Source organism: Hoeflea prorocentri, from assembly GCF_027944115.1.
GTDB classification, from domain to species: domain Bacteria; phylum Pseudomonadota; class Alphaproteobacteria; order Rhizobiales; family Rhizobiaceae; genus Hoeflea_A; species Hoeflea_A prorocentri.
In genome coordinates, this window is sequence record NZ_JAPJZI010000001.1 from 392,670 (window position 1) to 404,387 (window position 11,718).

Consider the following 11,718-nt stretch of genomic DNA (forward strand, 5'->3'; position numbering starts at 1 on the left):
TCATACGGGAAGTCGCGGACCGTGAAATAATCGGTGCAATGAAGTCAAGTGAAATCGCGTTTCGGTTTATGTTGTGTCAGGCAAAACGGGACGGCCGGCAGATGTCGAGCAGCGGCTCTTCCCCGGCTTCGAGGAGTTCATATTCAGCGAACCGGCCTATGGCTGGGGCCAATGTCATGCCCGAATGCGTGACCGCCAGATAGAGCCCGGCGACCTGTTGAGAGAACCCGATGATCGGCAGGCCGTCCTGCGGGATCGGCCGCCAGCCGACGCCAACGCTTCTGAATTGGATTGCGTCGGAACCCGCAATGTTTTCCCGGATCTTGGCAAGCACGGTATCTGCCACCGCGAGGGGGCCGTTTTCATCCAGGTTGCCGGCATATTCCGCGGCGGCGGCGATCGTGTTTTGCGAAACCTGCCGGATTTCAAATTGCGGACTGACGATGACGCTGTTGATCAGGGCGGAAGGCGCCGAGAACTGTGCAAGTACAGCCGGCGAGGCTTCGACCGGAACCGGAATGCCAAACGGGGCGCACAATTCTGCGCTGGCTGCTCCCGCAGCCATGACAACGGCGTCTGCTTCAAGTATTTCGTCCGCCAATCGCACACCGGCGAGGCGACCGCTTCTTTCGATCAAGGCTTCGACCTTTGCAGGCATGCGAATGCCTGCACCGGCAGCGGCTGCATGTTTCAGCAGGAGCTGGGTTGCCTCAACGGGCTCTATGACCCCTTCGCCAGGTGCAAATGCCGCCAGTTCGGGCACAGTTTGCAAATTTGGTTCAAGCCGTGCGATCTCTTCCCGCTCAACGATCCTGATGTCGAGGCCGGCTTCTGTCTGCTCGCTCACACGTTTGTTCACGCTTGCCGCATCGCCGCGCCAGATAAGCGTACCGTTCCATTTCAACGGCAATGCGCCTGCGAACTCGTCCTGCAGACGCCGGTATTCTTCCAGCGCGCGCTGCCGCAGGCGAATATAGGCCTTGTTGCGCGTGCTTGAGGCGTTGAGCCACGAAAAGGACTGACCGGTTGCACCGCCGGCTGCGTTGCCGCGGTCAATAACGGTCACCGTCGCACCACGCCGGGCAAGGTGATAGGCGATTGACGCGCCGATGATACCGGCGCCGATAATCACGATCTTCTTGTTCGCGGAACTCATTTTCGCGAGCGGTCAGTCTTTGGTCGGCGGTTCGCAATAAAGCCCGTAAAGAGTTTCCAGAACCGCCTGGACCTCGTGGGACGCAAGGGAATAGTAGATGGTCTGTGCGTCGCGCCGCGTCTTGACGAGTTTGAGAGCGCGCAGTTTTGCAAGATGTTGCGACAGCGCCGACTGGCTCAGATCGACGGTTGTTGCAAGTGCACCGACGGCCATCTCGCCGCCGACCAGATTACAAAGAATAAGCAGGCGTTTTGGATTGGCCATAGCGGCCAGAAGCTGCGAGGCCTGCTCCGCATTTCCAGCCAAATCAGCTTGGACGGCCTTGTCTTCAACAAGTGACGACATGATGCTTCAGGATTTCCTTTGTTGGTTCCTACCCTGCTTATATAAGCATATTCGAAAATAATCTATCCCTGACGCTCCCTGGCGGTTTTTGCCAGGGCGGCAAGCGCGCCCGCAAGCTTGCCGGCGTCATCAAGCTGGGTTTCAAATTCTATGCGCCGGAGCCGATCCCCGCTCGCCAGTTCGAAACCGGCTGCATCGATGCCGCTGATGCGCCATTTGCCGGTTTTTTCGCCGGCCAGTACCCGGGCATAGACCATGACCGCATCGGCGTGGTCGTCATTCATATGGGCGATGGCGCTTTCTTCCAGCGCGGCAAGTTCGTCTGCCGCGGGAGAGTGAACCAGGAAATCGGCCGGTGTGAGGTGGTAAGCTTTTCCAAAGCCGCCATTGAGACTTGCGGATACTGGGTTCAACCGGAAGAAGGCGAAATCGCCGAAATCGGCATAGAGCGCGGCCTTGGGATGACGCCTGAGAAAGCGGGCGCGCACGCGAATGTGTCCGGCCGATTGCCGTTCGATGCGCTCGGCTTCGCACTGAAGCGTGATGCGGGGGTGCGCAAGCGGATCACCCTTTCCCGGCTCCCCCAGCAGGAGCGAGACATGCGGATCGTTGGTCAGGCCAGATGTATGTTCGGACAGGGCCGAGACGAGAATGACGGGTGCACGGTCGATGTCGTTTGCGACTGCCGTGCGGCTGGCGAAGGGATAGCCCGAGCCGGGGAGCAGAACCGCGAGGGATCCGTGGCGGGAAGAGCTGATGAGATCGCGGGCGAGCGCGCGCGCCTCCTCATTTGTCTCCAGGACCTTGCTGTTCTTCTCTGCCATGTCGACGGTCGCTTCTAGTTCGATGAAAATTTCGGTGCGATACCCGGCATGATATGGCCAGAAACTGTGTCAAAGCTCTGTCGGCTGATATTGTGCGGATGGTTTGCCGCCTCTTGCGGCGTCAGAACAGGTGAAACGCAGGCATCTGTTCCGTCAAAATGTGCAGCCCATTCGTCGCGCGGGCGGGTGAGAAAGACCTCAGCAATCAGCGCGCGCAACTCCGGCCAGCCCTTGCGGTCGTATTGACGTTCCTTCCAGGCTGCATCAAGGCCTAGCCTATCGACCAGTTCGGCGAAGAATTGGGGCTCCAGAGGGGCGATCGCGACATAGCGCGCGTCTGATGTCCTGTAGGTGTCATAGAACGGGCAACCGGTGTCGAGCAGGTTTTCTCCCCGTTTATCGCCGTCCCACACTCCCGAGGCCATGAAGGAGAAAATCGGCGAGGCCAACATGGCTGAGCCTTCGACCATGGCCGTGTCGAGAACCTGGCCTTGTCCGGTCTGGCCGCGGGCAAAGAGTGCGGCAAGGACGCCCATGATGAGCACCATTGTGCCGCCGCCATAGTCGCCGACCAGATTGAGCGGCGGAACCGGGGCCTCGCCCTTGCGGCCGATCATGGAAAGGACGCCGGACAGAGCGATGTAGTTGAGATCATGGCCAGCCATGGCAGACATTGGACCGTCCTGTCCGAAGCCGGTCATGCGGGCATAAATCAGGCGCGGGTTGGCCTCCATCATGCTGTCGGGGCCCAGGCCAAGCCGTTCCATGACACCGGGCCGGAAACCCTCGATTAGCACATCGGCTTCGCGGATCAGCGAAACCGCCTCGGCATGTTCGTCGGCGGATTTCAGATCAAGCTGCACTATTCGGCGATAGAGCAGGTCGCAGTTGGTTTGCGGATCGAGCGGCAAGAACAGCGGAGCGCGGCCCTTGCCTTCGATACGCGTGACGTGCGCTCCAAGGCCCGCCAACAGGTAGCAGGCAAAAGGAGCCGGGCCGAGGCCCGCCATCTCAACGATTTTCAGACCGATGAGCGGCTTGGTCATCGGGCCTTACTTCGGCGCCAGGCGAATGGCCCCATCAAGGCGGATCGTCTCGCCGTTCAACATGGTGTTGTCGACGATATGCATGACGAGGGCCGCAAAATCCTCGGGCGTGCCCAGCCGCGACGGATAGGGCACTGAGGCAGCGAGGCTGTCCTGCACTTCCTGCGGCATGCCCATCAGCATCGGCGTGCCGAAGATGCCGGGAGCAATTGTCATGACGCGGATACCGAAACGGGCAAGCTCGCGCGCCGCCGGCAATGCCATCGAGTGAATTCCGCCCTTTGAGGCGGCATAGGCGGCCTGTCCGATCTGCCCGTCAAATGCGGCGACGGATGCCGTTGAAATAACGACGGCGCGCTCATTGTCGTCCATCGGCTCCAGTTTCGATGCCCGATCGGCAACCAGCCGCAGCAGGTTGAATGAGCCGATCAGATTGACATTGATGACTCGGGAAAAAAGTTCCAGGTCGTGGGGGCCTTCGCGTCCGACGATGCGGCTGGCATTGGCAATGCCGGCGCAATTGACGAGGATGCGGGCATCGCCGTGTGCCTTGGCGGCGGCGGCAACGGCCTCTTCGGCTGCGCTGGCGCTGGCAACGTCGCAGGCGATTGCCAGACCGCCAATCTCATCGGCGACCGATTTTGCCTGTTCCTCGTTGATGTCGAGCACGGCCACCTTGGCGCCTGCTGCAGCCAGTGTCCTTGCCGTTCCTGCTCCCAGGCCGGATCCTCCGCCGGTTACGATTGCAGCCTGTCCGTTGACCTTCATGAAAACCTCCAAAACGAAAGAACATCAACAATCCCGGCCATAAAGTGCCGGGCTTTCGGCGAGCGCCCTAACGAGCGTTCGAATTTCCGTCACTGGGTGGCAGACTGCCGGTGGCTGGTCAAGCCCTTGATGATCTCCTGGGCGCCGATCGTGCCGACGACCGTGCCATTGTCCACAATGCCGACGGTGCCCGGGCGATTGGCGAGGGCATCCAGAACGTCCGTTAAGGGCGTGTCCGGTTTTGCCACCGCCGAAAACGCATCGTCGGTCGCCGTCCTGCCCTTGTCATCGGCTGCCATCACATCAGCGGCATGCAACATGGAGAGCGGGTTCATGTTGGCGACGAAGTCCGCGACATATTCGTTTGCCGGGCTTTGGACAATATCTTGCGGTGTGCCGCACTGGACGATACGGCCACCCTCCATGATCGCGATCCGGTTGCCGATCCGGAAGGCCTCGTCGAGGTCGTGGCTGACAAAGATGATTGTCTTGCGCAGCTGCTGTTGGAGTTGCAAAAGCTCATCCTGCAGGCGTGTTCGGATCAGCGGGTCAAGGGCGGAGAATGGCTCGTCCATCAAGAGGATCGGCGCGCCTGTGGCAAAAGCGCGCGCCAGGCCGACGCGTTGCTGCATCCCGCCAGACAGTTCGTTGACCCGGCGGTCGGCCCATTGCGACAGGCCGACGAGTTCAAGCTGTTCGGCAACCCGCGCCTTGCGTTTCGCAATCGACATGCCGGAGAGTTCCAACCCGAAACCGACATTGTCGGAAACAGAGCGCCACGGCAAAAGCCCGAACTGCTGGAAGACCATGGCAACCCGTTCCATCCGCAGCTGGCGAAGCTCGCGCGGCGAGCAGCGTTGCGGATCCACGTGGGTTTCGCCGTTGTCGACGTGGGTCTCGCCGCGGATAACCGGATTGAGGCCGTTCACAGCGCGCAGCAGGGTGGATTTGCCTGAACCGGAAAGGCCCATCAGCACGATAATCTCGCCCTCGCGGACGTCGAGGTTGGCGCCTGCGACACCCAGGACCTGACCGGTTTCCCTTTGAATGGTCTCGCGGCTTTCGCCCTTGTCGATGAGCGGCAGCGCGGATTCAGGGTCCGGACCAAAGACAATGTCCACATCCTTGAAACTGACGATCGGATTGCTCATTGCTCTTTCTCCTCGGCACGGAACATGCGGTCGAGGACAATCGCAACGACAACGATTACAAAACCGGCTTCAAATCCGAGCGCCGTGTTGACCGAATTGAGTGCCCGAACAACCGGCACGCCGAGGCCATCCGCCCCGACGAGGGCGGCAATCACCACCATGGAAAGCGACAGCATGATGGTTTGTGTCAGGCCGGCCATGATCTGCGGCATGGCATAGGGCAGTTCGACCTTCCAAAGGAGCTGGTGCTTGGTCGCCCCGAAAGCCTGACCCGCCTCAATCAAAGACTGCGGCGTCGATGAAATGCCGAGATGGGTCAGTCTGATAGGGGCGGGGACAACAAAGATGGCTGTTGCAATCAGCCCGGGCACCATACCGATGCCGAAGAAAACGATAGCCGGGATCAGATAAACGAATGTCGGCAAGGTCTGCATGAGATCGAGGATCGGCCGGATTGCCGTGAACAGCCGCGGCCTGTGTGCGGCGGCTATGCCGATCGGCACGCCGAGGGCCATACAGACAAGGCACGCTGAAAGAACCAGTGTCAGCGTTTCGGTGGTTTGTTCCCAGTAACCCTGATTGACGATGAAGAGCAGACCTATACCCACCAGCGCGGCGGTTGATGCCGACCGGCGCAAGGCATAGGCGATGGCCACAAACACCAGGATGACGATGAGCGTTGGTGGCGTTTGCAGGACCCACAGGATCGCCTCGATGGCGGCCTCGAGCCCGTTTGCCAGCCCATCGAAGAACCAGCCGCCATAATCGGTCAGCCAGTCAACGACGGCCTTTGATACTTTGCCGACCGGTATCTTGTATTCCGTCAGCCATTCCATTGCTGATCCCCCGCACAGTTAGGCTTCTTGTCGTTCAGTTTGGAATCTTGCGTACGGCCTCCGCAAGCCCCCACTTGCGGTACTAAAAAACCGCCCCGTTTTGGCGGGGCGGTTCTTGTTTGTTCAGACCTACATGCCGAGATTTGACTTGACGGCGGCCAGTCCGTCGGCGCCGTCAAAGGTCGTGACGCCCGCGACCCATGTCTCAATCATCTCAGGATGCTGCTTGAGCCATGCCTTGGCGGCCTCTGACGGCTCTTGGCCATCATCAAGGATCGCGCCCATGATCTCGTTTTCCATCTCGAGCGAGAATTTCAGGTTCTTCAGCATCATGCCGACATTTGCGCATTCGTCGACATAGCCCTTGCGTACATTGGTATAAACCGTCGCGCCGCCGAAATCCGCACCGAAATAGTCGTCACCGCCGGAAAGGTAGGTCAGTTCGAAATTGGCGTTCATCGGATGCGGCGCCCAGCCGAGGAAGACGACCGGCTTGTCTCGCTTGTCGTTGCGCGCGACCTGAGCAAGCATGCCCTGTTCGGAGGATTCAACCAGTTCGAAATCCTTCAGGCCGAAAGCATCGGAGGAGATCATGTCGAGAATGATGCGGTTGCCGTCATTGCCCGGCTCGATGCCGTAGATCTTGCCGTCGAGTGCATCCATGCTGGTTGCGATTTTGCTGAAATCGTCGATGCCCAGCTTTGCGCCTGCCGCATTGGTTGCCAGCGTATATTTGGCGCCCTCAAGGTTTTCGCGCACTGTCTCGACGGACCCGTCTTCGCGGTAGGGCGCGATGTCGGCCTCCATGGTCGGCATCCAGTTGCCGAGAAAGACGTCGATGTCGCCATTCTTGAGCGACGTGTAGGTCACCGGTACCGAAAGCACCTTGATGTCGGTGTCGTATCCGAGTGCGTCGAGAACCACCGTGGTTGCTGCGGTGGTTGCAGTGATGTCTGTCCAGCCGACATCGGAGAAGCGAACGGTCTTGCAACTTTCCGGTTCGGCGGCGGTGGCCTGCGCCGAGATGGCGACGGAGAAGCCCAGTGCCAGCATTGCGGTTTTTACGGATGTCATTTTCGGACCTCCCAAAGTCAAAACAAGGTTATAGTGGGGTGCATCGCGCCACAAAGTCGGCTGTTTTGCAAGCTTTTATTGAATGATTGTTCAAAATAAATTGGTTTTTACGGGACACATGCACATAATGTCTTCAGGCATGAGAACACAGGAGCGCGAATGCCAAAAGTAGGCATGGAGCCCATCCGGCGTAAGTCCCTGGTCGAGGCCGCGATTTCGGCCATCCACGCGCGGGGGTCGCTCGACATTACGATCCGCGATATAGCGCTGCGTGCGGGTGTGTCACAAGGGCTGGCGCATCACTATTTCGGCAGCAAGGATGCATTGATTGCTTCCGCCATGCGTCACCTGCTGACCGAATACGGCCGTCAGGTGCGAAGGGAGATGAAGAAGGCGCACGATCCGCGCAGCCGTGTCTCCGCCATCATTCACGCCAGCCTGGGCAGTGAGCAGTTCAGGCCGGAAACCGTGTCGGTCTGGCTGGTCTTTTATGTTCATGCTCAAGAATCGGACGAGGCGCATGCATTGCTTTCGGTCTATTCACGGCGGCTGAGGTCGAACCTCGTCCATGGCCTTGTACCTCTTGCCGGTGAACGGGCGCACCGCATCGCCGAAGGCATCGCGTCGCTGATCGACGGTCTTTACATCCGCAAGGCGCTTGGAAGTCTCGCCGGTGAGATCAGGGCGGAGCAACTGGTCGAAGACTATGTGGACAGAGAGCTAGAAGTTCGGGGATAACGCGGCCGGGCTGATGCAAAAAGCTGTCTTGCGGCGCTATGGTCCGGCCGGAACCATCAGCAGGCCGGGACGTGTCAAAACTCTACTTCAGCTATTCGGCGATGAACGCCGGAAAATCCACACTTTTACTGCAGGCTTCCTATAATTACCGGGAACGCGGCATGCATACGCTGCTTTTCATCGCCGCGCTCGACGATCGTGCGGGCAGGGGCAGGATCGGATCGAGGATCGGCCTTGAATGCGATGCAACGCCGTTTTCGGTAACCGATGACCTTTATGAAATGATAGAAAGGGAGCATCGCATCAAACCGGTTGCCTGCGTCTTTGTCGACGAGGCGCAGTTCATGAGCGAGGAACAGGTCTGGCAACTGGCCCGAACGGCCGACAGGCTGGACATTCCCGTGATGACTTATGGTTTGAGGACGGACTTCCAGGGGAGGCTGTTTCCCGGTTCGCAGGCTTTGCTTGCGGTTGCCGATACGCTCAGGGAAATCCGAACCATCTGTGAGTGCGGCCGCAAGGCCACGATGGTTTTGCGGCTTGGCGCCGATGGCAAACCCGTCCGGGACGGGGAACAAATTGTTGTGGGTGGGAACGAAACCTATGTTTCGCTATGCCGGCGGCATTGGCAAGAAAAAATGGGTTTTTCCAGTAATCAAAGCAATTCAACTTGAGCCGAAAAGTATAGATTCCCGGTCTGCGGCATATTGCCAGCCCCCGCGATTTCGACGGGATTGACCGTTGCATCCCCGCGTGCGGCGGCGTTATTGGTATGCCCGATCTCAGTGACGGAGGCATGTATATGCGATTTGGAGTGTTTACCGCTGCGGCTGTGGGCTTGGCAGTTCTCGCCACACCGGCGCTTGCCGATGGCGATGCGAAGAAGGGTGCAAAAGTATTCCGCAAGTGTAAAGCCTGCCATGTGGCGGATGAAGAGAAGAACAAGGTCGGCCCGCATCTGGTCGGGATTATCGACCGGCCGGTCGCAACCGTGGACGGCTTCAAATATTCGGCAGCCATGGTCGAGTTCGGCGCTGACGGCAAAGTCTGGGATATCGAGACGTTGACGGTCTATCTGAAAAAGCCAAAAGACCTCGTCAAGAAAACGAGCATGGCGTTTGCCGGCATCAAAAAAGATTCCGACATGGAAAACCTGATTGCTTATCTTCAGGACCCGTCCGCAGCAAAATAAGTTCTGCGCAGTCTGTACCGAATAAACGCGCCTTTGCGGCGCGTTTTTCTTTTTTGATGGTTTAACTGTCCCATTATATGTTTAATTTACAGTATATTGCATTTATATCTTAACGTCATTTCGAGTACTCTAAGGGGTGTTATTTTCCCGTTGCAAGCATGATCGATACTTGTAGACACGGGGCTCAGCACCAACATTAATCCTTGCCGCAGATTGGGAACCGGTGTGCAAACCGCTGTTGCCCCGAGGATCGATTTGGGTTTCAAGTACGTAGCCGCATCCGGTCATGATACCGTCGGACAAACGTGCCGGTCAGCGGTCGTGCGAACCATTGGGGACTTACATGGCGACACTGCAAAATCTCGATTCAGAAATCGAAAAGACAAAGGGAATTGTTGAGGAGATGCGCTCGAAGATCGAGCAGTCCGGCTCGGTGCTGGAACAATTCTCCAAAGCGGAAACAAAGCTCGGTGATGCGGAATTCGACATCGAGAATGCACGCATCGAGGATGTACTGCGCCAGCAAAAGGTGATGGAAGCCAACATTGCCGACCTGATCATCGGGCTTGAGGACGCGACGAATGTATTCGGCGCCGAATTTGAAAGCATGAAGAATTTCTCCGGCTGGGAGAAATTCATTGGGATCTTTTCCAAGCAACGCATGCAACGGATGCGTACAGACCGTGTGCGCAATATGTCCCTTGCGGGCAATCTTCAGGAACTGTTGTCCAAGTCCGATGCGATTGTCGGCATCCTGAAGGAGCAAAAGAGCATTCTCGACGAGCGGTACAAGACGTCGGAGGCCAGTCTCGTCAGCGTCATAGACCGGCGCAAGGATGCGATGTCGCAGATGGAAGCGGTGCAAAAGCGCATCGACGAGCTCAATCCGATATTGATGGATATCGAAAACAAGATCGCCGCTTCGACCGACCAGAAGGAACGGACCGAACTGGAAGGTGAGCGCTCAAACCTTGCCAACGAGTATAATGAAGCCCAGGCCAAGGAGCAGGAACTCCTGGCTGAAAGCCAGACGCTTGAACGCTATACCTCGATGTTCCAGACTTTCGTGGATTCCCTCAACAATCAGATCGCCGCGCAAAATACGCTGATCAACAAGCTGACCATCGATACCGAGCAGCGCATCGTTCTTTACAAGGCGCTGGAAGATTCACTGAAAACCGCGGCGCAACAGGACGTGGCCCACAAGATCAACACACTTGGCAGCCAGGTCGATACCGCGGCGGAGGAAACGATGGCCGGGATCGGTTCGGCGGCACAGCGCCATATTGGCGATCTCCTTGAAATGCACGAAAAGAACATGCTGGCGACCCAGGATATCCAGCGCCGCAAGAAACTTGCCGATGACGCCTTTGCACGCCGGTTCTCCGATGTGATGGAAAAGCACAACGCGGCGGATTACGTACGGGCCTGACGGCGTTTTGATGAAAAACAGTACCGGGCAGGCGGCGCAGTATTTCGACGCCATGGACAGCGCCCTTCGCGGGCTCGACACGTTTCTTGGCGACGCCAACTCGCCGCTTTACAAACATCCGCTCATCGGCCGCGTTGTTGTTGCCTATGTCGAGCGGCTCCAGCAGACCTTCGCATGCTGGCGCAATCGTATCGGCTTTACCGAGACGTTCCGCATCTCACGTGCCGAAAGCGGATTTCCGGTTTTCCAGAACGTGCTGGAGCTCGATAATGACCGCAAAACTGCAGAAAAGAGGCTCGCCGCCCTAGCATCAGGCGATGAGTTGCGGCGTGAGATGGTCGATTTCATTTTGCGGCAACGGGCCTTTCCAAAGGCGCTTCAGTCGCGCATGGCCGAGCGGTCCTATCTGGAGACGATCCAGAAGGGTGACGTTTTCATCCCGTTCATTCTGCCCGAGACCATTCGTGTGTCGGTCAACGCGAAGACGCGGCGGCCCTATTATGTGGTACATTGGGGTGTCTTTGACGGCAGTCAGTCCTTGCCGATGGTCTATATGGCGACGATTGAGGATTCCAGCGCCGAACTCAATGAGATGCTGGTTCTGCCGAGCGGCAAGATGAACCCGAAGATCACCATACCATTGCCGGTGGAGGGGCTGCTCAATCCTGACCTGGCACACCGCTTTGATGAGTTTGCGGAGAAAAACAGCGCCTATTCGCTGACGCCGGTGACGATTGCCGGCAATCTGGACAAGGATTTCGAAGAGCTTCACCCCAAGCAGCTTCGGCGATTTGTGCTCGGGCCCTTCTATTCGGCAGGCGTTACCGAGCACAATGACCGGGTTTCCGACATCCTGTCGAAGGTTCGCAAGGCGGATAATGCCTGGATGTTGACCTGGACGGTTCAGGAAGTCGTCGCGACCAGCGAACGCGCCGCCAAACGGGGATTGTGGCGGTCGACGCCGGCGCGCCAGGAGTTTCATATCGAGACCAGCGATCTTGAGGCCACACGCCAGGGCGTGAGCTTTTATGAAAAACATGCACTCGTGCCGCACGATGCCTACCAGGCGCTTTTTGCCGACGGGGATGCGGATGCGATTTTCCGGGACTACAAGGTCCATGTCATTTCCGGTAACCACATCACCAGCGGGGTCTGA

Annotated in this window: 13 protein-coding genes; 5 read left to right on the forward strand and 8 right to left on the reverse strand. The window is 58.0% G+C overall.

Going from position 1 to position 11,718, the window contains the following annotated elements; translation table 11 throughout:
* Positions 1–76: 76 nt before the first annotated feature.
* The 8 genes from OQ273_RS01820 to OQ273_RS01855 all read right to left on the reverse strand — a co-directional run bounded on the left by OQ273_RS01820 (position 77) and on the right by OQ273_RS01855 (position 7,200).
* On the reverse strand, positions 77–1,156 hold the full coding sequence (locus OQ273_RS01820) for an NAD(P)/FAD-dependent oxidoreductase (RefSeq protein WP_267988763.1): 1,080 nt from the start codon (positions 1,154–1,156) through the stop codon (positions 77–79).
* 12 nt (positions 1,157–1,168) lie between these two features.
* On the reverse strand, positions 1,169–1,501 hold the full coding sequence (locus OQ273_RS01825; protein ID WP_267988764.1) for an ArsR/SmtB family transcription factor: 333 nt from the start codon (positions 1,499–1,501) through the stop codon (positions 1,169–1,171).
* 62 nt (positions 1,502–1,563) lie between these two features.
* Positions 1,564–2,325 (reverse strand): HugZ family pyridoxamine 5'-phosphate oxidase, encoded by a 762-nt coding sequence (locus OQ273_RS01830; RefSeq protein WP_267988765.1) that lies wholly within the window; start codon positions 2,323–2,325, stop codon positions 1,564–1,566.
* Between the two features lie 14 nt (positions 2,326–2,339).
* A complete protein-coding gene (locus OQ273_RS01835; RefSeq protein ID WP_267988766.1) occupies positions 2,340–3,371 on the reverse strand; it encodes a CaiB/BaiF CoA transferase family protein in 1,032 nt (343 codons plus the stop codon).
* Positions 3,372–3,377: 6 nt separating this feature from the next.
* Positions 3,378–4,139 (reverse strand): SDR family NAD(P)-dependent oxidoreductase, encoded by a 762-nt coding sequence (locus tag OQ273_RS01840; protein WP_267988767.1) that lies wholly within the window; start codon positions 4,137–4,139, stop codon positions 3,378–3,380.
* An 89-nt stretch (positions 4,140–4,228) separates the two neighbouring features.
* Complete coding sequence (choV, locus tag OQ273_RS01845) at positions 4,229–5,290, reverse strand: choline ABC transporter ATP-binding protein (protein WP_267988768.1); 1,062 nt, start codon at positions 5,288–5,290, stop codon at positions 4,229–4,231.
* On the reverse strand, positions 5,287–6,126 hold the full coding sequence (gene choW / locus OQ273_RS01850) for a choline ABC transporter permease subunit (protein WP_267988769.1): 840 nt from the start codon (positions 6,124–6,126) through the stop codon (positions 5,287–5,289). Before choW ends, choV begins: the two co-directional genes overlap by 4 nt.
* Positions 6,127–6,255: 129 nt before the next feature.
* On the reverse strand, positions 6,256–7,200 hold the full coding sequence (locus tag OQ273_RS01855) for a choline ABC transporter substrate-binding protein (protein WP_425493323.1): 945 nt from the start codon (positions 7,198–7,200) through the stop codon (positions 6,256–6,258).
* Between the two features lie 159 nt (positions 7,201–7,359).
* Here OQ273_RS01855 and betI point away from each other — a divergent pair, with 159 nt between their 5' ends.
* The 5 genes from betI to OQ273_RS01880 all read left to right on the forward strand — a co-directional run bounded on the left by betI (position 7,360) and on the right by OQ273_RS01880 (position 11,718).
* Positions 7,360–7,938, forward strand: coding sequence for a choline-binding transcriptional repressor BetI (gene betI / locus OQ273_RS01860; RefSeq protein WP_267988770.1), 579 nt, complete (start codon positions 7,360–7,362; stop codon positions 7,936–7,938).
* Between the two features lie 71 nt (positions 7,939–8,009).
* The gene (locus OQ273_RS01865; protein WP_267988771.1) at positions 8,010–8,612 is read left to right on the forward strand and encodes a thymidine kinase; all 603 of its coding nucleotides are present in this window, start codon (positions 8,010–8,012) and stop codon (positions 8,610–8,612) included.
* Between the two features lie 98 nt (positions 8,613–8,710).
* Complete coding sequence (locus OQ273_RS01870) at positions 8,711–9,130, forward strand: c-type cytochrome (RefSeq protein ID WP_267988772.1); 420 nt, start codon at positions 8,711–8,713, stop codon at positions 9,128–9,130.
* 343 nt (positions 9,131–9,473) lie between these two features.
* Entirely contained in the window at positions 9,474–10,562 is a 1,089-nt protein-coding gene (locus OQ273_RS01875) for a hypothetical protein (protein ID WP_267988773.1), read from the forward strand.
* Between the two features lie 10 nt (positions 10,563–10,572).
* On the forward strand, positions 10,573–11,718 hold the full coding sequence (locus tag OQ273_RS01880; protein WP_267988774.1) for a hypothetical protein: 1,146 nt from the start codon (positions 10,573–10,575) through the stop codon (positions 11,716–11,718).